Source organism: Sphingomonas sp. 7/4-4 (genome assembly GCF_027941955.1).
Lineage (GTDB): Bacteria > Pseudomonadota > Alphaproteobacteria > Sphingomonadales > Sphingomonadaceae > Sphingomonas.
Genome location: NZ_CP115960.1, coordinates 2028279 through 2052225 on the forward strand (window position 1 = coordinate 2028279; position 23947 = coordinate 2052225).

A 23947-nucleotide genomic window follows, 5' to 3' on the forward strand; every position below is an offset into this window, starting at 1 on the left:
GGCATGTCGGCGTGGAATTGCTGCCGGTTTTGATGCTTGGTGGAGGCGCCTTCCTGGTGCTCGCGCTGATGGTGTTCGCTTTTTCCGGGCCGAACGCCGCGCGCGCCAGTGCACGGCGCCTGACCGATTTGCGCGAACGCCATTCCGGCAACGCCGGTGCCGTGGCGATGGAAGCGCAGATCCGGCGAGTCACTGCCAAGAGTGCGACGAGGATGGATCTCGCCGCCTCGCGCTTCCTGCCCAATCCCGCTTTGCTCCAGAAGCGGCTCAACATGACGGGCAAGAACTGGACGCTGAGCCAATATGGCATGATCACGCTCGGGCTGATCCTCGTGCCCGGCGGACTGCTCTATCTCAACGGCGCGCCGATCTGGCTGGCGCTGTTCCTCGGATTGTTCGTCGGCGTCGGCCTGCCGCACAAGGTGGTCAGCTTCTTCATCAAGCGCCGCATCACCAAGTTCACGTCCAAGTTTCCCGATGCGATCGAATTGCTCGTGCGCGGCCTGCGTTCGGGTCTGCCGATCACCGAGACGATGGGCGTCGTGGGTCAGGAAGTGGCCGGCCCGGTGGGCGAGGAATTCCGCTCGGTCACCGACAAGATGAAGATCGGCCGCACCCTCGATGCCGCGCTGCAGGAGACTGCCGACCGGCTCGGTACGCCCGAATTCCAGTTCTTCACCATCACCATCGCGATCCAGCGCGAGACCGGCGGCAACCTTGCCGAGACGCTTGGCAATCTGGCCGACGTGCTGCGCAAGCGCTCCCAGATGAAGCTCAAGATCAAGGCGATGTCGTCGGAATCAAAGGCCTCGGCGCTGATCGTCGGCTCGCTGCCGTTCGTCGTGTTCACCATGGTCTGGTTCATCAACAACGACTATATGTCCAACTTCTTCAAGGATGAGCGGCTGATGGTCGCCGGCGGCGGCGGGCTCATCTGGATGGCGCTGGGCGCCTTCATCATGGCCAAGATGGTCAATTTCGAGATCTGATGATGGCACCCTCCACCGGCCCCACTTTGCTCGGCGTCGACGTCCTCTGGGTCGCGACGTTCCTCAGCGCCATCGCCGCTTCCGCCGTGGTGTTCGCGATCTACACTGCGACTACGGTGCGCGATCCGATGGCGAAGCGCGTCAAGGCGCTCAACGAGCGGCGCGAGCAACTCAAGGCGGGAATCACCGCCTCGACTTCCAAGCGCCGCGCCAAATTGGTCCAGAAGAACGAGACGACCGACCGGATCCGTGCGCTGCTGTCTTCGATGAAGGTGCTGCAGGAGAGCCAGATCAAGGTCGCGCAGACCAAGCTGCTCCAGGCCGGCATCCGCCGCAAGGAATGGGCGGTCGCAGTGATCTTCGGCCGGCTGGTGCTGCCGATCGTGATCGGCGGGCCGATTCTGTACATGGTCTACGGCACCGACATGTTCGCCGACTGGAGCGCATTCAAGAAATACGGCCTCGTCGCGGCGGGATTCATCCTGAGCTACAAAGCGCCGGACATCTATCTCAAGAACAAGATCACCAAGCGCAGCCACGCGATCCGCAAGGGTCTTCCCGACGCGCTCGACCTGCTGGTGATCTGCGCCGAGGCCGGACTCACCGTCGACGCCGCCTTCGGCCGCGTTTCGCGCGAGCTGGGCAAGGCCTATCCCGAACTGGGCGAGGAATTCTCGCTCACCGCGATCGAATTGGGCTTCCTGACCGACCGGCGTCAGGCATTCGAGAACCTCGCCACCCGCATCGATCTCGATGCGATCCGCGGCGTCGTCACGACCATGATCCAGACCGAAAAATACGGCACCCCGCTGGCCTCCGCGCTGCGCGTGCTCTCGGCCGAATTCCGCAACGAGCGGATGATGCGCGCCGAGGAAAAGGCCGCGCGCCTGCCCGCGATCATGACCGTGCCGCTGATCCTGTTCATCCTGCCGGTGCTGTTCATCGTGATCCTCGGGCCCGCCGCCTGCTCGATCAAAGACTCGCTGATGCACTAATTCCCGCGTCGATCGTTACGGTGGCACGGGCGTTGCAGGCGAGCCAGCCTGCGCGCCGGCCAAGAGGAGATCGAGCGATGCCGGGATTGCCTTTCGACACTGCCACCCAGCTCGTCGCGCTGGCACTGACCCTGGTTGCAGGCTTCTTCTTCGGCCTCGCCGCCCGCTCCGGCCGCAGCAAGTGGCGCGAGCGCTATCAGGACGAAGAGCTCAGGCACCGCACCTACCGCGACGAAACCGGCACCGAACTGCGCGAGGCACAGCGGCGCCTGCGCGAACTGGAGGCGGAGAACGCCCAGCTGCGTGGATCAGTATCCCCAAGGCCGATACCCGATCCCTATTGAACGCGCAGGCGACGGGCGCGGCTGACGCCGCCGCACCGGCGATATATGCATAATGATGCATATTCCCGTTGCGGATCCCGACCTCCCCTTATTATCCAATCCGGGAACGCAAATCTCCGTCGCGACCGCTTCAGAAAGAAGGCGGCGGGACTTGGCGCGTACCTGCCCTGTGCACCTTTTCGGAGATGAGCCATGGGCAGGATCAAGCAACTTCTGATCACGATTCCGGTCATCGCCGCGACCAGCGGCGGCGGCGCACTCGCGCAAGATTTTCGGCGCATACCGACCCTGGACATTCGCCAGGCGTCGCCGCAGCAGCTACGGCAGCGTTTCCCGGCGCAGGAACAGGCGAGGCCGCGCCCCTACAAACTGCGCCCCGGCGGGGCCCGCCGGCTGGATCGACCAGCGCAGGATCCGGATCAGCGCGGAGGCAATCACGGTCTCGAAAATCGCTGACGAGATCAAGACCCGATTCACCGACAAGGCAGTGGGCTGGTCGGTGACCGTCATGGGCGCGGGCGGCGCCACTGCCAGCGTTGCGGGCGGTGCTGCCCGGCGCGCGCCCGACAGCGCGCCGCGAGCGATGAGCGACAAGGAGCGAATCAGCATCGCCAGCGTGAGCAAGACCATTACCGCCGCGACGATGATGCGGGTGATGCCGCAGAAGAACGTCAAGCTCGGCGACAAGGCCTATCTCCAGCTGCCGAGCGACTGGACGTTCGATCCCAAATTCAAGGAAGTGACGATCCAGCAGCTGATGGGGCACACCAGCGGGATTTGGGACGAGAATTGCGGCATCGACCTCGCCACGCTGAAGGCATGCGCAGCCAAGGCACCGCAGGCCGACAAGAGCTTTCACTACGCGAACACCAACTATGCGCTGCAACGCCTGATGCTGGTCCGCATGTACGGCCTGTCGGCGACCACGGCCGAGGATATGGCAACCAATATGTGACGATCGTCAATCGCCAGACATTCAACAGCGCCGGCCTGCCGTTCCTGACCTGCAAGTCACCACAGCCCGATCCCGCGCTCAGCTACAAATCCGCCAAGGATGACGGCGCGACGGACTTTCACGCCAACAATTTCGATTTCAGCACGGTGCTGCCGGGCCAGGACTGGGGCGACATGACCGCAGTCTGCGGGTCGCAGGGCTGGAACCTCAACTCACGCGAACTCGCCTGGTTCATGCACGACCTGATGCTCACCGCAAAGATCCTGCCCCAAACCGCCGTCGACGAGATGCGCGCGGCCAATCTCGGCATGTTCTACGCCGATTATGGCGGGGGCTGACCGCCTACTACCATGGCGGCTGGCATCCGGCCGGCTGGAACAAGGGCGAAATCAATACGCTGATCATCACCTACAGCAACGGGATCACCATCGGCGCAGTGATCAACTCGCGCTACAATGGCGATTACGGCGGCGACCTTGCCGCGGCGGTGAAGGCGGTGCTTCCGTAAGGCCAGGCGGCGGCGTCAGGCGGCCTTCAGCGCCGCCTGCGCCGCCGCCAGCCGCGCGATCGGCACGCGGTACGGCGAAGCCGATACGTAATCGAGCTTCGTCGCCTCGCAGAACGCGATCGACGCCGGATCGCCGCCATGTTCGCCGCAGATGCCGAGCTTGATATCGGGGCGCGTCGCCCTGCCCCGCTCCGCCGCGATGCTGATCAGCTCGCCGACGCCCTCCACATCGAGGCTGACGAACGGATCGCGGGCATAGATGCCCTTCTCGACATAGGTGGTCAGGAAACGCGCGGCGTCGTCGCGGCTCACGCCCAAAGTGGTCTGGGTCAGATCGTTGGTACCGAAGCTGAAGAAGGCGCCGACCTCGGCAATCTCGCCCGCACGCAGCGCCGCGCGCGGCAGCTCGATCATCGTGCCGACCAGATACTCGATCCTGCGGCCCTTTTCGGCGAACACCGCCTCAGCCGCCTTGTCGACGACGATCTTCATCAGCTCGAGCTCGCGCCGCGTGGCGACCAAAGGGATCATCACTTCGGGGATCGGCGCCGCGCCCGATTTCTCCGCGACCAGCACCGCCGCCTCGAAGATCGCGCGCGCCTGCATCTCGTAGATCTCGGGATAAGTCACCCCGAGGCGGCAGCCGCGATGGCCCAGCATCGGATTGAACTCGTGGAGCTCGGCAGCACGACGACGGAGCGTCTCGACGTCGATATCCGCGGCCTTGGCGACTTCCTCGAACTCCGCCTCCTCATGGGGCAGGAATTCGTGGAGCGGCGGATCGAGCAGGCGGATCGTGCAGGGCAAACCCGCCATCACTTCGAATATCTCGACGAAATCGCTGCGCTGCTCGGGAAGCAGTTTGTCGAGCGCCGCGCGGCGCCCTTCTCGTCCGAGGCGAGGATCATCTGGCGCACCGCCGTGATCCGCGAGCCTTCGAAGAACATATGCTCGGTGCGGCACAAACCGATGCCCTCGGCACCGAACTCGCGCGCGGTGCGGCAATCGAGCGGCGTCTCGGCATTGGCGCGAACCTTGAGCCGGCGCTTCGCATCGGCCCAGAGCATCAGCGTGCCGAAATCGCCCGACAGCTCCGGCTGGACGGTCGGCACTGCGCCGAACATCACTTCGCCGGTGGCGCCGTCGATCGTGATCGTGTCGCCTTCGCGGACCTCACGGCCGCCGACGCGGAACAGCTTCTCCTTCGCAACGATCGCCAACGTCCCCGCACCCGAGACGCAGGGCCGCCCCATGCCGCGCGCGACCACCGCGGCGTGACTGGTCATGCCGCCGCGCGCGGTGAGGATGCCCTTGGCCGCATGCATGCCGTGAATGTCCTCGGGCGACGTCTCGACGCGGACGAGGATCACCGCATCGCCAGCAGCGGCGCGCTTCTCGGCGGTATCGCTGTCGAACACCGCGAAGCCCGAGGCCGCGCCCGGCGAGGCCGGCAGGCCCTTGGTAAGCACGTCGCGCGTCGCCTTGGGATCGAGCGTCGGGTGGAGCAATTGATCGAGCGCCTGCGGATCGACGCGGAGGATCGCCTCTTCCTGCGTGATCAGACCCTCGTTCGCCATGTCGACTGCGATCTTGAGCGCCGCCTTGGCAGTGCGCTTGCCAGACCGCGTCTGGAGCATCCAGAGCTTGCCGCGCTCGACGGTGAATTCGATGTCCTGCATGTCGCGATAGTGGGTCTCGAGCGTCTCGAAGACGCCGGCGAGCTGGGCGTACACCTCGGGCATCGCTTCTTCCATCGAGGCGGGCTTGGCCCCGCCGCTTCGCGCGCGGCTTTGGTGAGATATTGCGGCGTGCGGATGCCGGCGACGACGTCCTCGCCCTGCGCGTTGATCAGGAACTCGCCGTAATAGGCATTGTCGCCCTTGGACGGATCGCGGGTGAAGGCGACGCCTGTTGCCGAGGTCTCGCCCATGTTGCCGAACACCATCGCCTGGACGTTGACGGCGGTGCCCCAGTCGCCCGGGATGTCGTTCAGGCGGCGATAGACCTTGGCGCGTTCGGACTGCCACGAGCCGAACACCGCGCCGATCGCGCCCCAGAGCTGGTCGTGGACGTCCTGCGGGAAGGGCTTGCCCCAGAGCTCCTGAACGATCGCCTTGTATTCGGCGACGAGCTTCTGCCAGTCCTTGGCGCTCAGCTCGGTATCGAGGCTGAAGCCGTTGTCCTCCTTGGCGATCTCCAGCGCTTCCTCGAAGCGGCCGTGATCGAGCCCCAGCACGACGTCCGAATACATCTGGATGAAGCGGCGATAACTGTCCCACGCGAAGCGATCGTCGCCCGAAGTCGCGGCGAGGCCCTGCACGGTCGCATCGTTGAGCCCGAGGTTTAGGACGGTGTCCATCATGCCGGGCATCGATACGCGCGCGCCGGAGCGGACGGAGACGAGCAAGGGATCGGCGGGGTCACCGAACTTCTTGGCCGTCACGCTCTCGATATGGGCGATGCCGGTGGCGACTTCGGCCTTGAGGCTGTCCGGGAAGGATTCGCCGGAATCGTAATAGAGTGCGCAGACCGGGGTGCTGATCGTGAAGCCGGGGGGACCGGCAGGCCGATTCCGGCCATGCCGTCGAGATTGGCGCCCTTGCCGCCGAGCAAGTTCTTGTCGCCGTTGCCGCCGTCCGAAACCCCACCGCCGAAGCGGTACACGTACTGCGTCATCCCTGATCCTTATGCTGGAGGCGCCGCCCCGGGACGAGAGGCGCCTACCGCGACTGCGAACAAGGCGGAAGCTCTGATTGCGTTGTCAGGTTCCAGACGCGCGGCGGATAGCCAAAGCCAAGTAAAGGCTGGGCGAAATCGTGCCGTTCCGCCTGCGCAATAAGTCGGATAAATCAGCCTTCGATCTTCGAGAAATCGGCGACTTTGTGCACTGCATCACGCATCCGCGCGAGCAGGTTGAGCCGGTTTTCCCGCTTTGCCGGGTCGGAATCGTTGACCGTGACCTTGTCGAAGAAGGCGTCGATCGGAGCACGGAGCGTGGCGAGTGCGGCCATTGCGGCCTCGAAATCCTCGTGCTCGATCGCGGCGGCGGCCTTGGGCTCGGCAGCGGCGAGGGCGGCGATGAGATCGGCTTCCTCGGGTTCGGGCACATAATCGTGCTCCGGCGAAGGCCGGAGCCCTGGGTTGCTCTGCCCTTCGACTTCCAAAGCTCCGGCCTTCGCCGGAGCACTGGTGGGCCAATTTTCTTTCTTGAGGAAGTTCGCGGCGCGCTTGTAGCCGGCGAGGAGATTGGTGCCGTCCCCGGTGGTGACGAACGCCTGCAGAGCTTGAACGCGGTCCAATAGGCGGACGAGATCGTCTTCGCCGCCCAGCGCAAACACCGCGTCTATCAGGTCGTGGCGGACACCCGCCTCGCGTTGCTGGACCTTGAGACGATCAATCAGGAAGCCAACAATTTCGTCAGATACGATTTCACGAACGCGCCCTTGAGCAACATCCATCTGACGCGTGAATATGCCGAAGATGCGCATACGAAGGTAGTTGCCGAAGATAAGCTGCAACAACGACAGTGCTGCGCGACGTAAAGCGAACGGGTCTTTCGAACCGGTGGGCTTCATGTCGTGAGCAAAGAACTGCGCCAGCGTATCGATGCGTTCGGCAAGAGCCAGCGCTACCGTCACCGGATCGATGGGCACATCATCGCTCTGCCCGACCGGCTTGTAGTGATCGCGGATCGCTTCGGCGACTTCGACGGGCTCGCCCTGCGCGGCGGCGTAATAGCCGCCCATCAGGCCCTGGAGTTCGGGGAACTCGCCGACCATGCCGGTGACGAGATCGGCCTTGGCGAGACGCGCGGCGCGTTCGGCGAGGGCTGCCAATAGCCCTCTCCCCTCCGGGGAGAGGGTTGGGAGAGGGGCCTGAGCCACGAGCGATGCGCTTGAGGAAGACTCCCCTCTCCCCGGCCCTCTCCCCGCGAGCGGGGAGAGGGAGAAGAAGGGACGATGCCTTCTTCGACCAGCCAGCGCGCGAGCTTGGCCACGCGATCGACCTTGTCGGCGACCGTGCCGAGCTTCTCGTGGAAGACGATCTTTTCGAGCTTCTTTGCCTGCTCCTCGAGCGGCACCTTCAGATCGGTATCGTAGAAGAAGCGCGCATCGCTCAGCCGGGCCGCCAGCACCTTCTGGTTGCCTTCGACGATCTTCGCGCCGCCGTCGCTCGCGTCGATGTTCGCGGTGCAGACGAAGGCGTTGGCGAGCTTGCCGTCGGCGTCGCGGCAGACGAAGTATTTCTGGTTCACGCGCGCCGTGAGCTGGATCACTTCGGGCGGGACCGAGAGGAATTCGGGATCGAAGCGGCCGAGCAATGGCACCGGCCATTCGGTGAGGCCGGCATTTTCGAACAGCAGCCCTTCGTCCTCGACCAGCGTCAGGCCCGCCTTGCGTGCAGCCATCGTGGCGCCGACCGCGATGATCGCGCGGCGTTCGGCGCCGTCGACGATGACGTGGCAGGCACGGAGCTTCTCGGCATAGTCGTTTGCCGACCCGATCGTGATCACGCCGGGATGGTGGAAGCGGTGGCCGACGGTCTGCGCGCCGCTCTTGATCCCCGCGATCTCGACCGGGACCAGCTTGTCGCCGAGCAAGGCGATGATGCCCTGCAAGGGGCGCACCCAGCGCAGGCTCTCGGTCGATTGCGAGGCGACGCCCCAGCGCATCGATTTGGGCCAGGGAAAGCATGGATCACATGGCTGATCGCGCTGGCGAACACCGGGCCCGCGACCATGCCCGGCCGCTCGATCACTGCGAACAGAATTTGCCCGCCCTTGCCGTCGTCGCGGGTGACGAGCTGCTCGCGGGTGAGCCCGGTGGAGCGGAGGAAGCCCTGGATCGCGGCGTCGGGCGCGTCGGCACGGGGGCCCTTGCGCTCTTCCGTCATCGCCGCGGTGGTCCCGGCGACGCCGCGGACGATCAAAGCGAGGCGGCGTGGGGTGGCGTAGCTCTCGATGGCCTCGAACGGGAGGTTCAGCGCCTTGAGCCGCGCTTCGAACAGCGACGCCAGATCGGCGCGCGCCTTTTCCTGCATCCGCGCGGGGATTTCCTCGCAGCGCAGTTCGAGAAGGAAGTCTTCGGTCATAATTGTTCACGCGAAGGCGCTGAGGCGCGAAGGGAGGAAGGTTGGTTCGCGCGACGAAGCGACGACGCGACGAAGAAGATGCGCTGCTCGGCGGCGTCAGCCGCCCCGCCCCACTCACGCCATATGGCAAACGTTGATGCTTGAGGGCCGCTCGCGCGGCATAGCGAGATCGTCGCGTCGTCGCGTTGTTGCGCGAACAACTTCTTCGCGCCTTCGCGCCTTCGCGTGAGCATCAAACTCACGCCGTCCACCCGTTCTTCGCCATCCACGCTTCGCACGAGCCCTTCGCCAGATCGCGGACGCGGCCGATATAGGCCTGGCGCTCGGCGACCGAGATCACGCCGCGGGCGTTGAGCAGGTTGAAGACGTGGCTCGCCTCGATCGCCTGCTCGTACGCCGGGATCGGCAGCTCGGCCTTGAGGCAGTTCTCGCATTCGGCAACCGCCTTGCGGAACAGGTCGAACAAGGCGTCGGTGTCGGCGATCTCGAAGTTCCACTTCGACATCTGCTTCTCGTTCTCGAGGAAGACGTCGCCATAGCTCACGCCCGCGTCGTTGAAGGCGAGATCGTACACGCTGTCCTTGTTCTGGATGTACATCGCGAGGCGCTCGAGCCCGTAGGTCAGCTCGCCCGCCACCGGCTTGCAGTCGAAGCCGCCCATCTGCTGGAAATAGGTGAACTGGGTGACTTCCATCCCGTCGCACCAGACTTCCCAGCCGAGGCCCCAGGCGCCGAGCGTCGGGCTCTCCCAATCGTCCTCGACGAAGCGGATGTCATGGCGGGTGAAGTCGATGCCGATCGCGGCGAGGCTGCCCAGATAGAGCTCCTGCAGGTCGGGCGGGCTCGGCTTCAGGATCACCTGATATTGGTAATAATGCTGCAGCCGGTTGGGGTTCTCGCCATAGCGGCCGTCGGTCGGGCGGCGGCAGGGCTGGACGAAGGCGGCGTTCCACGGATCGGGGCCGAGCGCCTTGAGCGTCGTCGCCGGATGGAAGGTGCCGGCGCCCATGCGCATATCGTAGGGCTGGAGGATCACGCAGCCCCGCTCGCTCCAGTAATCGTGGAGCTTCAGGATCATGCGCTGGAAGCTTAGGGGCTCGGACATATGCCCGGTGCTTTGGCGCGCGATGCCCACGTTGACAAGGATGCAGTGATCGCCTCCTGTCGCGCGATGTTTCGGAAATTGCTGATCGGAGCCGCGCTGCTAGCGCTGGGCGGATGCGAGGCGAAGACGCCGGAGAAGCCGGCGAACCATGCCGATCCTGCCTTGTGGGTGGTCAGGGACGCCGACACGACGATCTATCTGTTCGGCACCGTCCATATGCTCAAGCCCGGGCTGAGCTGGTTCGACGAGGGTGTGAAGTCCGCGTTCGACGCCAGCAACGAACTCGTGCTCGAATTGGTGATGCCGGGGCAGCCCGAGATGCAGGCGCTGGTAAGCGAGCTGGGCATGTCGCCCGCGGGGCCTTCCTTGCCCGATCAGCTTCCGCCCGCCGAGGCGGCGAAGTTCCGGGCTGCACTGCCCGAGATCGGGCTGGCGCCCAACGCGCTCGACCGCGCCGAGCCGTGGCTGGCCGCGACGATGCTCTCGGCGGCGCCGCTGCGCCAATTGGGCTATGACGAGAAGGACGGCGCGGAGGCGGTGCTGACCGCGGCGGCGAAATCGGCGGGCAAGCCCGTCTCCGGGCTGGAGACGGCGCGCGAGCAGCTCGGCTATTTCGATCGCCTGCCGCTGGCGGCGCAGCGCGCGCTGCTGATCGACACGATCGACGATCTGCCCAAAGCGGGCGAGACGATCGACCGGATGGTCGCGCTGTGGAGCGCGGGCGATGCCGACGGGCTGGCGCGGATGATGAACGAGGACCTCGGCCGCGCGCCCGAACTGGCCGACGCGCTGCTGGCAAGCGCAACGCCCGATGGGCGGCGTGGCTGAGCGCGCGGATGAAGCGGCCGGGCATCGTGTTCGTCGCGGTCGGCGCGGGACATCTCGCCGGACCGGCGGGCGTGCAAGCGGAGCTGGCGAAGCGCGGGCTCAAGGCGGAACGCGTCCGCTACTGAGGTCCTCGCAGCCGGTTCTCTCTTCGATCGATTTTTTGAAAATTTCGCGTGCGACGCCGCGTGGAGGCTTGACTCCTTCATTTATTTAACTGATAGGTTATCTAACTAGGAGGTTATATGAGCCCGACACCCGATGCATTGAGCGCGACATTCGCGGCTTTGGCCGATCCGACCCGGCGCGCGATCCTTGCGCGGCTGGCGCGCGGCGAGACTTCGGTCGGCGAACTCGCCCGCCCCTTCGCGATGAGCGGGCCGGCAGTGACCAAGCATCTCAAGGTGCTCGAGCGCGCCGGGCTGATCTCGCGCGGCCGCACGGCGCAGCAGCGTCCGGCAAAGCTCGAGCCGGAAGCGCTCAAGGCGGCAAGCGAATGGCTCGAGGCCTATCGCCGCTTCTGGGAGGAAAAGTTCGACGATCTCGAAGCGTATCTGAAACGACTGCAGGAAGAAGGAGAGAAGAAATGACTGTGACTGAACCCGGTGTGGGCACTGAAATGACGATCGTCCGCACCTTCGCCGCGCCGCGCGAACTGGTGTTCGACTGCCTGACCAAAGCCGAGCATCTCGCCCGCTGGTGGGGCCCGCGCGAATTCGATGCGCCGGTCTGCGAGACCGACGTCCGTCCGGGCGGCAAGATCCGCATCGATATGCGCGGTCCGGAGCCCTACGGCACCAACCCGGTCTATGGCGAGTTCCTCGAAGTCGAGCGCCCGAACCGGATGCGTTTCGTGCTGCGGGCCTTCCAGGAAGACGACGGCAGCTGGGGAATCGAGCATGAGGACACGTTCGTGTTCGAGGACGCTCCGGGCGGCGGGACGCTGATGCACATGACCACTCTCATCACGCAGGTGAGCGAGCGGATGATCCCGGCGCTCAAGGGCATGAAGGAAGGCTGGAGCCAGAGCCTCGACAAGCTCGACGAGCTGCTGCCAGAGCTGGTGTGACACCGATCCTCCCCGGGGTGCGTCCCGGGGAGGAACCGGCGACCTTGCCTTTGCCCCCCTTTCGGCTAGAGGCGCGCGCTTGCTGCGGCAGGGTCATCCCTGGAGGCCTGTCCGGCATATGAACTGAAACACTTTAGCGCATTGGAACGACACATGAGCGAATCGCTTACGCTGTCGGCCGAGACGCGCGACCGGGCTGGCAAGGGAGCCTCCCGGGCGCTTCGTCGTGAAGGCCGCGTCCCCGCCGTTATCTACGGCAACAAGGCAGACCCCGTTGGCATCCACGTCAGCGAACGCGAGCTGATGAAGCTGCTGATGACCGGCCACTTCATGAACTCGGTCGTGATGGTCAATGGCGAGCGCACCTTGCCCAAGGACGTCGCCTTCGACGTCGTGAGCGATCGTCCGATCCACGTCGACTTCCTGCGCATCTCCGAGCACGCCAGCGTGCACGTGAACGTGCCGATCGTCTTCACCGATGAGGAAGAGGCCCCCGGCATCAAGCGCGGCGGCGTGCTCAACGTCGTCCGCCACGAGCTCGAGCTGGTCTGCGACGCGGCCGAGATCCCCGACCAGATCACGATCTCGCTCAAGGGCGTCGAAGTCGGCGATTCGATCCACATCTCGGCGGTGACCCTGCCCAAGGGCGCGACCTCGGCGATCACCGACCGCGACTTCACCATCGCGACCGTGGTCGCACCGTCGGCGCTCAAGTCGAGCGAAGGCGATGGCGAGACCGCAGCCGAAACCGCGGAAGAGGCTCCGGCCGAAGGCGAAGCCGGCGAGTAATCGCTGCTTCGAACTTCGCGGTTCAAAAATCGCCTCCGCATCCTAGGTGCGGGGGCGATTTTCTTTGGGGTTTACGCGATGCAGCTCTGGGTGGGCCTCGGCAATCCGGGGCCGCAATATGCGATGCACCGGCACAATGTCGGCTTCATGGCCGTCGATGCCATCGGCGAGGTGCATGATTTCTCGACGCCGAAGAAGCAGTTCCAGGGCTGGACGCAGGAAGGGCGGATCGGCACCGACAAATTGATCCTGCTCAAGCCCGGCACCTTCATGAACGAGAGCGGCCGCGCCGTGCGCGCGGCGATGGACTTCTACAAACTGACCCCCGCCGACATCACGATCTTCCACGACGAGCTGGATCTCGTTCCCTTCAAGGTGAAGGTGAAAATGGGCGGCGGCACCGCGGGGCATAACGGGCTGCGCTCGACCGATGCGCATATCGGTCCGGACTTCCGCCGCGTGCGGATCGGCATCGGCCATCCCGGGCACAAGGACCGGGTGACCAGCTATGTGCTCGGCAACTATGCCAAGACGGAGATCGAGCCGCTCACCGACATGCTGGGCGCGATCGCCGCGGAAGCCGGCTGGCTCGCAGACGGCAACGACGCCCGGTTCATGAGCGAAATCGCGCTGCGGCTGCAGGACTGAGCCAAGAAAAGGGGCCCCGGTTTCCCGGAGCCCCTTCCGAATGCCAGGCTGTGAAGCCTTACTTCTTGCCGACAACCACACCGACGAGGCGCTGGTTGCCCCCGCCGACCGTGCCCGCGCCCGCGAAGGCGATGCCGATCTCCTTGCCCTGCGAACCGAAGAAGCTGCCGGTGAGCGTGCCCGACAGCGTCGCGCTGCCGGTGAAGCTGCCCTGGAACTGGTTCTGCCCGGTCGGAATCGCGCCCTGTGCAGTGAACGTTCCGTAAGCGGTCGTGGCGCCGCCGCCTTCCGGCGTCTGGTTGAGCGCCAGCGTGAGATCGACGAGGCCGGTGGAGAAGTTGACCGAGACCGTGACGGTGCCGCCGACGCGCGCAACCGTGGTGACACCGCCGTTGACGCCGACCAGCCGGCCGACCACGGTCGAAGTATAGGCCTGGGTGCCGGTCTTAGGCACGTCGGTCAACACGGTCTGATAGCCGAACACCGTCGTGGTGATCCGCTTGGCGCCGGTGGTCGAATCGCCACGCCACCAATTGGCGTAGCTGAGATTGGTCAGCTGCAGATTGGTGTTGCTGGTGGTGGCCGCCGTGGAAATCGTGTTGTTGAGGAATTCGAGCTGCGAGAACTTGCCCGCGGTCGCCGCGTCGGTGGTGCGGAACACGAACTCGGTCACGGCCGGCGCCGGCTGGACCGTGACGTTTGCGTTGACGAAACGCGATTCCTCGCCGTTCTCGTTGATCACATAGGTCGCCGTGGCGATCGCATTGCTGGTCGCCAGGCTGACTCGGCTCGACAGCCCCACCTCGGTGGCGGCAGCGCCGAGCACCACTGCACCCGCCGGATCGCCGGTATAGCTGGTCGAGGCGTTGATCGTGTTGAACGAGGCCGCGGCGGCGAGCGGAAACGCCGTATAGGTCGGCGATGCAGTCGGAGTCGGCGTGGGCGTCGGAGTGGGCGAAGGCGTGGGCGTCGGATCGTTGCCGCCGCAGCTTGCAAGCGCCAGCGTCGCCGCGGCGGCGCTCATGATCATGTGACGGCGAATCATTCCCTGCTCCTTGAATACTCTAAACATGCCGAAAAGGCTTGGCGCCCCTGTACCCCAGATGAACGGGGCCGCGTCAAGCAGCGATACAGTGCCATGACGTAGCCGGCCCGGCCTTTCCGCATCTCCTTGCCGTCGCAACCTGCATGGCGGCCTCAAGGGCTTGCTCCGCACTGGAAACCGCCGCGCTTTGCGCCTATCGAGCCGGCAACTCGCCGGCGACATCCGGCCCTTCAACACAGGATAAGACTTCCATGGGTTTTCGCTGCGGCATTGTCGGGCTTCCGAACGTCGGCAAGTCCACGCTCTTCAATGCGCTGACCGAGACCGCCGCGGCGCAGGCGGCGAATTATCCGTTCTGCACGATCGAGCCCAATGTCGGGAATGTCGCGGTGCCCGATCCGCGGCTCGACAAGCTCGCCGAGATCGCCGGCTCGGCCAAGATCATCGAGACCCAACTCGGCTTCGTCGACATCGCCGGGCTGGTGCGCGGCGCGAGCAAGGGCGAAGGTCTCGGCAACCAGTTCCTCGGCAACATCCGCGAGGTGGACGCGATCGTCCATGTGCTGCGCTGCTTCGAGAATGACGACATCCAGCATGTCGACAACAAGGTCGATCCGATCGCCGATGCCGAGACCGTCGAGACCGAGCTGATGCTCGCCGACCTCGAGAGCCTCGAGAAGCGGGTGCCCGCCTTTGCCAAGAAAGCAACGCAGGGCGACAAGGAAGCGAAGGTCGCCGCCTCGGTGCTCGGCCAGGCGCTCGACTTGCTCCGCGAAGGCAAGCCCGCGCGCCTCACTCAGCCCAGGGACGTCGAGGAAGCCCGCGTCTTCGCGCAGGCGCAACTGCTGACCGGCAAGCCTGTCCTCTATGTCTGCAACGTCAATGAGGAAGACGCCGCCAACGGCAACGACCTCTCCGCCAAGGTGTTCGAGAAAGCGAAGGCCGAAGGCGCTGAGGCAGTCGTCGTTTCCGCGGCGATCGAGGCGGAGATCGCGACGATGCCGCCCGAGGATCGCGGCGAGTTCCTCGCCGAGCTGGGGTTGGAGGAGACCGGCCTCGCCCGGGTGATCACCGCGGGCTATAAATTGCTCCACCTCCTCACCTTCTTCACCGTCGGCCCCAAGGAAGCGCGCGCCTGGACCGTCGAAGTCGGCGCCAGGGCACCGCAGGCAGCGGGCGAGATCCACACCGATTTCGAGCGCGGCTTCATCCGCGCCGAGACGATCGCCTATGACGATTATGTCCAGTTCAAGGGCGAGGCCGGCGCGCGCGATCACGGCAAATTGCGCTCCGAGGGCAAGGAATATGTCGTCCAGGACGGCGACGTGATGCTGTTCCGCTTCAATGTCTGAGGTCGGGGCGGCATACTGACCCGCGGCCGGTGATCGAAGTCCTGGGCAAATGCTCCGACTGCGATTGACCGCGGCTCAGAGCACTGTCCGACTTTCCGCCATGGCATGGATGGCGCGTACCAGTTCTGCGACCGCTTCTTCTCGCGTCACCGCACCCGCCACGGTCGCGTAGGACAAAGACTGGGCCGCGCCCAGCATGCTCCAAAGCGCAGAGAGAGCGATGTCGTCCGCCGGCGTGAAGGGGGCGAACAGCCGGCGGCATTTTTCCAGAAAGACGGCACGATATTCGCTTTTGATCCGCTCGAGCTCGGGTGAACCCTCGAGAGCGGCGACAATGCCGGGGATCTCGCGCCCCTGCGAGAGCACGCAATCGATATAGGTGGCCGCTATCACCTGCGCGCGGCCGGCCAGCGTCGCGGGGCTTCCGGCGAGCGCTGCGTCCATCAACGCGGTCTGGCGCGCATCGAACGCGCGATAGAGTTCTGCCAACAGGCCTGCGCGCGTGCCGAAATGATCATAGACCACCGGCTTGGTCACTCCTGCACGCGTGGCGAGATGACCGAGCGTGAGCGCATCGGTCCCGTCTTCGCGTACGATGGCCCATGCCGTTGCGATCAGCTGTGCCGAGCGGTCGCCACGCGTCATACGCTTGCGCCGCTCGGCGGTAGTGGGACTTGACATTCTATATACCATTAGTAACTTACTAAGAGTATATAGCGCCACATTGCGGGACGCCATACCTATCCGGAGACAGCGATGCACAGCCTTGTGGTGGTATCCCATCCCGATCCCAACTCACTGACGCACGCAATCGCCAACGCGGTGGCGTCGGGAATCCGCGCCATGGATCCGTCGGCATCCGTGGAGATCGCCGATCTTGCAGCCGAAGGGTTCGACCCGCGCGAGACTGCCCGCGACCTGGCCGTCCATCTCCGCACCGCGACGTCGGCGCAGGACGTGCTCGCCGAACAGGCGCGGATCGATCGGGCGGACCGGCTGGTTTTGGTCTATCCGGTCTATTGGTGGTCTTTTCCGGCGTTGCTCAAGGGCTGGATCGATCGCGTGTTCAGCAATGGCTGGGCCTATGAGTCGGGCAACACGAGTACGCGCAAGAAGCTCGGCCGGCTCGAGGTTGCGCTGGTCGCAGTCGCGGGCGCGGACGCCGGCACCTATGCGCGCCATGGCTATTTCGGCGCGATGCGTGCCCAGATCGACCACGGCATCTTCGACTATTGCGGCGCGCGCGTTACCCGGCACGAGCTGTTGCTCGAGTCGCATGCGACCAGCCAACAAGCAGAATCTCGGCGTGGCTTGCCAGCTCGGCCGCACGCTGGCGCTGCGCCGCGCGGCCTGAGAACGACAGTAATCGCCCTCCGCATCTGCGGCAGCTGCGGCCAGCCTACAGATCCGGACCTGCACGGAAACTGCACGACTTTTCAGCGATTCGAGCGTTCGACTTAAGCGAAGCACTCGCGTAAGGGACTGTCGATGGCTGACCTACCAAGCACGCCGCTGCTCGACACCGTCGACACGCCCGCCGATCTCCGCAAGCTCAAGCCCGCCGATCTCCGCCAGCTCGCCGACGAGCTGCGCGCCGAGACGATCTCGGCTGTCGGCACTACCGGCGGGCATCTCGGCTCGGGGCTCGGCGTCGTCGAGCTGACCACTGCGATCCATTATGTGTTCGATACGCCGCGCGATCGGCTGATCTGGGATGTCGGCCACCAATGCTATCCGCACAAGATCCTCACCGGACGCCGCGACCGCATCCGCACGTTGCGCATGGGTGGCGGCCTGTCGGGCTTCACCAGGCGCAACGAGAGCGAATACGACCCGTTCGGCGCGGCGCACAGCTCGACTTCGATTTCGGCCGCTTTGGGCTTCGCGATCGCCAACAAGCTGAAAGACCAGCCCGGCAAGGCGATCGCCGTGATCGGCGACGGCGCGATGAGCGCCGGCATGGCCTATGAGGCGATGAACAATGCCGAGCCGGCGGGCAACCGGCTGATCGTCATCCTCAACGACAACGATATGTCGATCGCGCCGCCGGTGGGCGGTCTTTCGGCCTATCTCGCGCGGACGGTTTCCTCTTCCAATTATCTGGGCCTGCGCAACTTCGCTAAGCGGGCCATCCGCCGCATATCGCGCCGCGCCCATAACGCCGCCGAGAAGGCCGAGGAGTTTGCGCGGGGCTGGCCACGGGCGGCACCCTCTTCGAGGAGCTCGGTTTCTATTATGTCGGCCCGATCGACGGCCATAATCTCGACCATCTGATCCCGGTGCTCGAGAATGTCCGCGACAGCGAGCACGGCCCGATCCTCGTCCATGTCGTCACCCGGAAGGGCAAGGGCTATGCCCCGGCCGAAGCGGCGGCGGACAAATATCACGGCGTCCAGAAGTTCGACGTGATCACCGGTGCGCAGGCCAAGGCACTGCCGGGGCCGCCGGCATACCAGAACGTCTTCGCCGATCAGCTGATCAAGGAAGCCGACGCGGATCCGCGAGATCGTCGCGATCACCGCCGCGATGCCCTCGGGCACCGGGCTCGACCGTTTCGGCAAGGCGCATCCGGACCGCACCTTCGATGTCGGCATCGCCGAGCAGCACGCCGTCACCTTCGCGGCAGGCCTCGCCGCGCAGGGCATGCGGCCGTTCTGCGCGATCTACTCGACCTTCCTCCAGCGCGCCTACGACCAGGTCGTCCACGACGTCGCGATCCAGAACCTGCCGGTCCGCTTCGCGATCGATCGCGCGGGCCTTGTCGGCGCCGACGGCGCGACGCACGCCGGCAGCTTCGACGTCACCTATCTGGCGACGCTTCCCAATTTTATCGTGATGGCCGCGGCCGACGAAGCCGAGCTGGTGCATATGACGCACACCGCGGCGCTTCATGACGACGGCCCGATCGCGGTGCGCTATCCGCGCGGCAACGGGGTGGGCGTCGAGCTTCCCGCGGTTCCCGAGCGACTCGAGATCGGCAAGGGCCGCATGGTGCGCGAGGGCAAGACGGTGGCGATCCTGTCGCTGGGGACAAGGCTGGCGGAAGCGCTCAAGGCGGCCGATGCACTGGAGGCCAAGGGCCTTTCAACCAGCGTCGCCGACCTGCGCTTCGCCAAGCCGCTCGACGAGGCGCTGATCCGCAAGCTGCTCACCAGCCACGAAGTGGCAGTGACGGTCGAGGAAGGTGCAGTCGGCGGCCTCGGCGCGCATGTGCTGACGATGGCGAGCGACCAGGGCCTGATCGATGCCGGTCTCAAGCTCCGCACGATGCGGCTGCCCGACATTTTCCAGGACCAGGACAAGCCCGACCTCCAATATGCCGAAGCGGGCCTGAACGCCGAGAACATCGTCGACACGGTGCTGAAGGCGCTGCGCTACAACGAAGCCGCCGTAGCGGATGGGGCGCGTGCCTAAGGCCGCGGCCGGTTGAAAATCCACCATGTGCATGTTATGTACATGCACATGGCAACACAGCTCTCCGATCCTCGCTCCAGCCGCGTCGTCGTGCTGGTATCTCCGGCGGAGAAACGCCGGATCGCAGCCAATGCCGAGGCGGCGGACATGAGCGTGAGCGACTTCATGCGCACGGCTGCCGAGCGCTATAGCGAGCCCACGCCCGCCGAACAGGCGCTGATGCGCGACTTGCTCGCGCAGCTCGAGACGGCGAATGCACGCACCGAGACAGCGATGAACGAACTCGAGGCGGCTCGCGCATCGGCGGCCGCGTTCGACGAAGAGGCTTATCGTGCGAAGGTGCGTGAGGAACTGCTGGCGCGCACCGACATCGATTGGAACGCCTTGTCCGCCATGCTCGCCGGCGGCGCGCGCCAATGAGCTTCTGGACCGACGCGCTCCGCGCGCTCCAGCAAGTCACATTGCTTCAGCACAAGGTCGAGCAGGCGCTGACTACGGCCGAGGAAGCCCGCCGCCATTCGATCGAGACGCGCGAGCGGCTGATCAGGCTCGAAACGCTGATCGACATCGCGATGAAGCGCAACGTTGCGCCGCCCCTCCAGCTTCCCGAAAACTGAGCGCCGGCGCAACGGCGATGCCTTCGGGCGCCTAGCTTTTGGGCGGGGCAGCGCCTAAACCGGCGCCGTGCTCCAGATGCCCTCGCCCCCTCCTCCGCCCGCCCCCGCGCTCTTGCCACCTGGCTCTATTTCGTCGCGGCGTTGATCGTGCTGATGGTCGTGATCGGCGGAATCACCAGGCTCACCGAATCCGGCCTCTCGATCACCCAGTGGAAGCCGATCTCGGGGATCGTGCCGCCGCTCAATGATGCGCAATGGCAGGCCGAGTTCGCCAATTACAAGCGCATCCCCGAATATCAGCAGCTCAACCAGGGCATGACGCTCGCCGGGTTCAAGGCGATCTTCTTCTGGGAATATTTCCATCGATTGCTCGGCCGGCTGATCGGCCTCGCATTCGCGGTGCCGCTCATCTGGTTCGCGGTCCGCCGACAAATCCCGCGCGGCTATGGCTGGCGGCTGGTGGCGCTGCTCGCATTGGGCGGGCTGCAGGGCGCGATCGGCTGGTGGATGGTCAAGTCGGGGCTGAGCGTCCGCACCGATGTCAGCCATGTCCGCCTCGCGGTGCACTTGCTCGTGGCGCTGTTCACACTGGCGGGCGTCGTCTGGACCGCGCTCGATCTGCGCACGCTTGCCCGAAATCCGCAGGCCCGCCCGGCGCGTTTGACCGAATTGGCCGCCATCACCGGCGCAATCCTGTTCGTCCAGTTGCTGTTCGGCGCGCTAGTTGCCGGGCTAAATGCCGGGTTGGTGACCGATCAATGGCCGCTGATGAACGGCCGCTTCTTCCCCGGTGCGACAGTCGCCGGCCGGCCATTCCTCGACGCGTTGTTCAACGATCCCGCGATCGTCCATTTCGTCCATCGCTGGTGGGCATGGGTGACGGTCGCCGCGCTGATCGTGCTGGCCCGCGCCACCCGCGCCATGGATCGCCGCGCCTCGATCGCGATCCACACCGCGTTCGGTCTCCAGATCCTGCTCGGCATCGCGACGGTGATGTCGGGCATGAACATCACGCTCGCCGCCCTCCATCAGCTCACCGGCGCATTGCTCGTCATCGCCACGACATGGGGCGCACACGCAGTCGGCCGGCGCGGATGAGCGATATCGCGCTCCTGTTCTCGACCTTTCCCAGCCGGGTCGAGGCAGCGCGCGTCGCCGAGACCGTGCTGACCGAGCGGCTTGCCGCCTGTGTGAACATCCTCGGCCCCTGTCATTCGATCTATCGCTGGCAGGGCGCCGTCGAGCGGAGCGACGAAGTCCCCGCATTGTTCAAGACGACCTCGCAGCTCGCCGGCCAATTGCGCGACCGTATCGCCGCGCTCCATCCCTATGACCTTCCGACCATCGAAGCCTGGCCGGTGAGCGCCGCCGCGGCGGTGAGCGACTGGATCGCCGCGGAGACCGGCTGAATGCTGCTCGCGGCCGTCCTGCTCCAGGCGAGCATCGCCGCGCCCGCCTTCGCGCCGCCATTGGGCACGCCGCTGCGCATCGTCACCGAACGGATCGAGACCTCACCGGCCGAGCGGCGCTATCGGCTCGAGCGGCTGGTCCGCTTCAGCAGGGAGGGTGCCGGCTATCGCGCCGAAGCGGTGTTGCTCACCAATGCCAGCGCCGCGCCGGAAGCCTTGGGCAATCTTGTCGAGCGCGGCCTTTCGGCACTCGCCGGCCGCACTATCGTACTGCACCTCGACGAACGCGGACAGGTAACGACGGTCGACGAGATGGCGGCTTTGTGGGAACGCGTCTGCCAGCGCATCGCCGAGGCCGCCGCCACCCGGCCCGGCCTTTCTGCCGACGCGGCATCCGCCAAGCTTGTCGCGCCGTTACGCGCGCTTCCGCCCGAACGGCAGCGCGCGCTCCTCGCCACGCTCGTCACCGCGGCGATCATGACCGACCCTCGGGAGCCCCCGGGCAGCTTTATCCCGGTCCGGCTGCCTGGCGCCTCCCCGTTCGGCACCCCCGTCACGCTCGAAGGCACGCGCCGTACTGCCACTGCCGATAACGGACTGATCCGGGCTTCCACCACTGCGTCGGCGACCATCGATCTGCCCGCACAGGCCGGCGCGCCGGCGCGCACCGGCTCGGTGTCGCTCGATCGGCAGCGTGCGTTCGATCCGCGGACCGGGATGCTCAGCACGGCCACCGATACCATTCGCAACGTCAACGGAACCGGGCCGGCGGCGCGCGAAACGCTGCTCGTCACGCGCATCCGCATCGAGAATGCGGACTCCGCCGCCTGGCCGGATTAATTGATGGTATTATAATACCCGTCAGCAAACGCCCCGATTTGCTTGACTTTCGGGAGCACCTCAGCCAAATGCCCGCCAGACCGCGCTGGCCGGAAGGCTGGCGCGCTTGCATTTAAACCTCGAAAGGTCACAGGCCATGAAGGCGCTGATGAAGACCACAAAGTCGGTGAAGCCGGCCGAAGTGGAGAAGAAGTGGCACATCGTCGATGCCGACGGCCTGGTGGTCGGTCGTGCAGCGACGATCATCGCCAACGTGCTGCGCGGCAAGCACAAGACGAGCTTCACCCCGCACGTCGATTGCGGCGACAATGTCGTCGTCATCAACGCCGACAAGATCCGTTTCACCGGCAAGAAGCTGGCGAACAAGGTCTATTACAAGCACACCGGCTATGCCGGCGGCATCAAGGAAATCACCGCGGGCAAGGTGCTCGAGGGTCGTTTCCCGGAGCGCGTGCTCGAAAAGGCCGTTGAGCGCATGATCCCGCGCGGCCCGCTCGGCCGCCAGCAGATGCGCAACCTGCGCATCTTCGCCGGCACCGAGCATCCGCACGCCGCGCAGAACCCCGAAGTCCTCGACATCGCGTCGATGAACCGCAAGAACAAGGTGGGCGCATAATGTCCGACAACCGCCAGTCCCTTTCCGATCTCGGCGCCATCGCCGCCGGTGAAGCGCCCGCGGGCGTTCCGGCCAGCGCCGACGACTATCTGAACGCACCGGCCGCTGCGCCCGTGTCGACCACGCCGCTGCGCGAGAAGATCATCGACAGCCTCGGCCGCGCTTATGCGACCGGCCGCCGCAAGGACGCCGTCGCCCGCGTGTGGATCAAGCCGGGCACCGGCAAGATCACGATCAACGGCCGCGATCAGGAAGTCTATTTCGCGCGTCCGACGCTGCGCCTCGTCATCAACCAGCCGTTCGGCGTCGCCGAGCGCGTGGGCCAGTATGACGTGGTTTGCACCGTCAAGGGCGGCGGGCTTTCGGGCCAGGCCGGCGCAGTCAAGCACGGCATCAGCCAGGCGCTGACCCGCTTCGAGCCGGTGCTCCGCGCGCCGGTCAAGGCCGCCGGCTTCCTGACCCGCGACAGCCGCACCGTCGAGCGCAAGAAGTACGGCCGCGCCAAGGCGCGTCGCAGCTTCCAGTTCTCGAAGCGCTAAGCTTCAAGCTCAGGCAAAACGATGGGGCGGTCCGGCAACGGGCCGCCCTTTCTCTTGCGCGCTCGCCCAGGACGAGGACCGTGTTGAAGACCAAGCCGCCCACGGCGCCGTAGCCACCGGCATAGCCGGCGAGCCGAGCGATCTCCCGAATATCATCGGCGTTCTGGGCAGTGGCGATCGTGAAGCCACCGAACAGCAGCGCGAACGGTGTCGCTCCTATCAAGAACCCCCAAATGATCGCGCTTACCCACCCAACGCGCCAGTGCGGTACCAGCGCCAGATACAAAGGCACGCCCATTAAAAGCATATGGGCGAATGCAATCGGAAGAGCGAACACAGCGACCAGCAGGAACATCGCGGGATTGAGTGGCAAAGGCGACGCGTCACCCGTGAGCGCCACCGCGACCACTACCGAACCGAGGAGCCCCGATATGAGGGACGACATCAGGAACGCCCCCAAAAGATAGCGCGGAGACTTGGTATCCGGATCCGTCATGCGAGGTGCTCCAGCCAGCCGGTGTAATTAATGACGGGGCCGATCAGCGGCAGCGCGACCTGAACCTCGAAGTGGAAGCGTCCAGCCTCGTCCCATTCGCGCGCTTCGATGCGTGGTCCGAGCACGCGCGGCATGGGGATGCTGAATGCAGTCCAGCCCCGCAACCCCATCCGCAGCCCGGTTTCATCCGCAGGGAGATCGAAGACGAAGCGCAGCGGGCCAAATCGCTCGGCGACACCTTCTCCGGCTTGCGAAAGTTCGCTGGCGAAGCGGTGCCCGCCAAAGTCCCGGTCCAGCGTTC

The 23947-nt window shown here is 65.4% G+C and carries 24 protein-coding genes and 5 pseudogenes; 21 read left to right on the plus strand and 8 right to left on the minus strand.

Going from position 1 to position 23947, the window contains the following annotated elements; genetic code table 11:
• Positions 1 to 11 precede the first annotated feature (11 nt).
• The 6 genes from PIB19_RS10125 (at position 12) to PIB19_RS10150 (ending at position 3621) form a co-directional block, all read left to right on the plus strand.
• On the plus strand, positions 12 to 989 hold the full coding sequence (locus PIB19_RS10125) for a type II secretion system F family protein (RefSeq protein WP_271240706.1): 978 nt from the start codon (positions 12 to 14) through the stop codon (positions 987 to 989).
• 2 nt (positions 990 to 991) lie between these two features.
• Entirely contained in the window at positions 992 to 1984 is a 993-nt protein-coding gene (locus PIB19_RS10130; protein WP_271240707.1) for a type II secretion system F family protein, read from the plus strand.
• 77 nt (positions 1985 to 2061) lie between these two features.
• Positions 2062 to 2328 carry a hypothetical protein gene (locus tag PIB19_RS10135; RefSeq protein ID WP_271240708.1) on the plus strand — a complete coding sequence of 89 codons (267 nt, stop codon included), beginning with the start codon at positions 2062 to 2064 and terminating at the stop codon, positions 2326 to 2328.
• A gap of 192 nt (positions 2329 to 2520) precedes the next feature.
• Positions 2521 to 2784, plus strand: coding sequence for a hypothetical protein (locus PIB19_RS10140; protein WP_271240709.1), 264 nt, complete (start codon positions 2521 to 2523; stop codon positions 2782 to 2784).
• A gap of 31 nt (positions 2785 to 2815) precedes the next feature.
• Positions 2816 to 3283 carry a serine hydrolase gene (locus PIB19_RS10145; RefSeq protein ID WP_271240710.1) on the plus strand — a complete coding sequence of 156 codons (468 nt, stop codon included), beginning with the start codon at positions 2816 to 2818 and terminating at the stop codon, positions 3281 to 3283.
• Complete coding sequence (locus PIB19_RS10150) at positions 3280 to 3621, plus strand: hypothetical protein (RefSeq protein ID WP_271240711.1); 342 nt, start codon at positions 3280 to 3282, stop codon at positions 3619 to 3621. Before PIB19_RS10145 ends, PIB19_RS10150 begins: the two co-directional genes overlap by 4 nt.
• Before the next feature lie 185 nt (positions 3622 to 3806).
• Here PIB19_RS10150 and ppdK read toward each other — a convergent pair.
• The 4 genes and pseudogenes from ppdK to PIB19_RS10170 all read right to left on the minus strand — a co-directional run bounded on the left by ppdK (position 3807) and on the right by PIB19_RS10170 (position 9987).
• Positions 3807 to 6467: pseudogene (gene ppdK / locus PIB19_RS10155) on the minus strand (pyruvate, phosphate dikinase).
• A gap of 173 nt (positions 6468 to 6640) precedes the next feature.
• A pseudogene (gene glyS / locus PIB19_RS10160) lies at positions 6641 to 8882 on the minus strand (glycine--tRNA ligase subunit beta).
• Complete coding sequence (locus PIB19_RS10165; protein ID WP_271240712.1) at positions 8879 to 9151, minus strand: hypothetical protein; 273 nt, start codon at positions 9149 to 9151, stop codon at positions 8879 to 8881. Before PIB19_RS10165 ends, glyS begins: the two are co-directional and overlap by 4 nt.
• A complete protein-coding gene (locus tag PIB19_RS10170) occupies positions 9121 to 9987 on the minus strand; it encodes a glycine--tRNA ligase subunit alpha (protein ID WP_271240713.1) in 867 nt (288 codons plus the stop codon). Before PIB19_RS10170 ends, PIB19_RS10165 begins: the two co-directional genes overlap by 31 nt.
• A 216-nt stretch (positions 9988 to 10203) precedes the next feature.
• Here PIB19_RS10170 and PIB19_RS10175 point away from each other — a divergent pair.
• The 5 genes and pseudogenes from PIB19_RS10175 (at position 10204) to pth (ending at position 13318) form a co-directional block, all read left to right on the plus strand.
• Positions 10204 to 10940: pseudogene (locus tag PIB19_RS10175) on the plus strand (TraB/GumN family protein).
• A 117-nt stretch (positions 10941 to 11057) separates the two neighbouring features.
• Positions 11058 to 11402 carry an ArsR/SmtB family transcription factor gene (locus tag PIB19_RS10180; protein ID WP_271240714.1) on the plus strand — a complete coding sequence of 115 codons (345 nt, stop codon included), beginning with the start codon at positions 11058 to 11060 and terminating at the stop codon, positions 11400 to 11402.
• Entirely contained in the window at positions 11399 to 11881 is a 483-nt protein-coding gene (locus PIB19_RS10185) for an SRPBCC domain-containing protein (RefSeq protein ID WP_271240715.1), read from the plus strand. Before PIB19_RS10180 ends, PIB19_RS10185 begins: the two co-directional genes overlap by 4 nt.
• Positions 11882 to 12034: 153 nt before the next feature.
• Positions 12035 to 12670 carry a 50S ribosomal protein L25/general stress protein Ctc gene (locus PIB19_RS10190; RefSeq protein ID WP_271240716.1) on the plus strand — a complete coding sequence of 212 codons (636 nt, stop codon included), beginning with the start codon at positions 12035 to 12037 and terminating at the stop codon, positions 12668 to 12670.
• 78 nt (positions 12671 to 12748) lie between these two features.
• Positions 12749 to 13318: an aminoacyl-tRNA hydrolase gene (pth, locus tag PIB19_RS10195; RefSeq protein WP_271240717.1), complete on the plus strand. Its 570-nt coding sequence runs from the start codon at positions 12749 to 12751 to the stop codon at positions 13316 to 13318.
• A 58-nt stretch (positions 13319 to 13376) separates the two neighbouring features.
• Here pth and PIB19_RS10200 read toward each other — a convergent pair whose 3' ends face one another.
• Entirely contained in the window at positions 13377 to 14363 is a 987-nt protein-coding gene (locus PIB19_RS10200; protein ID WP_271240718.1) for a hypothetical protein, read from the minus strand.
• A 251-nt stretch (positions 14364 to 14614) separates the two neighbouring features.
• On the opposite strand from PIB19_RS10200, the gene ychF reads away from it, so the two are divergent.
• A complete protein-coding gene (gene ychF, locus PIB19_RS10205) occupies positions 14615 to 15715 on the plus strand; it encodes a redox-regulated ATPase YchF (RefSeq protein ID WP_271240719.1) in 1101 nt (366 codons plus the stop codon).
• A gap of 75 nt (positions 15716 to 15790) precedes the next feature.
• Here ychF and PIB19_RS10210 read toward each other — a convergent pair whose 3' ends face one another.
• Positions 15791 to 16252: a hypothetical protein gene (locus PIB19_RS10210; protein ID WP_271240720.1), complete on the minus strand. Its 462-nt coding sequence runs from the start codon at positions 16250 to 16252 to the stop codon at positions 15791 to 15793.
• Positions 16253 to 16498: pseudogene (locus PIB19_RS23635) on the minus strand (hypothetical protein); the annotation flags it as partial.
• Between PIB19_RS23635 and PIB19_RS10215 the strand changes: the two are divergent.
• From PIB19_RS10215 to rpsI, 9 genes and pseudogenes are all read left to right on the plus strand, one after another.
• Entirely contained in the window at positions 16472 to 17176 is a 705-nt protein-coding gene (locus PIB19_RS10215; protein WP_271240721.1) for an NAD(P)H-dependent oxidoreductase, read from the plus strand. The pseudogene PIB19_RS23635 and the gene PIB19_RS10215 overlap by 27 nt on opposite strands.
• Before the next feature lie 27 nt (positions 17177 to 17203).
• Positions 17204 to 19129, plus strand: a pseudogene (dxs, locus tag PIB19_RS10220) (1-deoxy-D-xylulose-5-phosphate synthase).
• Positions 19130 to 19177: 48 nt separating this feature from the next.
• Positions 19178 to 19549, plus strand: coding sequence for a plasmid mobilization protein (locus tag PIB19_RS10225; RefSeq protein WP_271240722.1), 372 nt, complete (start codon positions 19178 to 19180; stop codon positions 19547 to 19549).
• A complete protein-coding gene (locus tag PIB19_RS10230) occupies positions 19546 to 19746 on the plus strand; it encodes a hypothetical protein (protein ID WP_271240723.1) in 201 nt (66 codons plus the stop codon). Before PIB19_RS10225 ends, PIB19_RS10230 begins: the two co-directional genes overlap by 4 nt.
• Before the next feature lie 141 nt (positions 19747 to 19887).
• A complete protein-coding gene (locus PIB19_RS10235; RefSeq protein WP_443018726.1) occupies positions 19888 to 20844 on the plus strand; it encodes a COX15/CtaA family protein in 957 nt (318 codons plus the stop codon).
• On the plus strand, positions 20841 to 21155 hold the full coding sequence (gene cutA / locus PIB19_RS10240) for a divalent-cation tolerance protein CutA (RefSeq protein WP_271240724.1): 315 nt from the start codon (positions 20841 to 20843) through the stop codon (positions 21153 to 21155). The genes PIB19_RS10235 and cutA overlap by 4 nt, the downstream gene beginning before the upstream one ends.
• Positions 21156 to 21995 (plus strand): hypothetical protein, encoded by an 840-nt coding sequence (locus PIB19_RS10245; protein ID WP_271240725.1) that lies wholly within the window; start codon positions 21156 to 21158, stop codon positions 21993 to 21995.
• A gap of 136 nt (positions 21996 to 22131) precedes the next feature.
• Entirely contained in the window at positions 22132 to 22611 is a 480-nt protein-coding gene (gene rplM, locus PIB19_RS10250) for a 50S ribosomal protein L13 (protein WP_056611554.1), read from the plus strand.
• Entirely contained in the window at positions 22611 to 23150 is a 540-nt protein-coding gene (rpsI, locus tag PIB19_RS10255) for a 30S ribosomal protein S9 (protein ID WP_271240726.1), read from the plus strand. The genes rplM and rpsI overlap by 1 nt, the downstream gene beginning before the upstream one ends.
• 492 nt (positions 23151 to 23642) lie before the next feature.
• On the opposite strand, the gene PIB19_RS10260 is transcribed toward rpsI, so the two are convergent.
• Positions 23643 to 23942, minus strand: coding sequence for a DUF4166 domain-containing protein (locus PIB19_RS10260; protein ID WP_271240959.1), 300 nt, complete (start codon positions 23940 to 23942; stop codon positions 23643 to 23645).
• Positions 23943 to 23947: the final 5 nt, after the last annotated feature.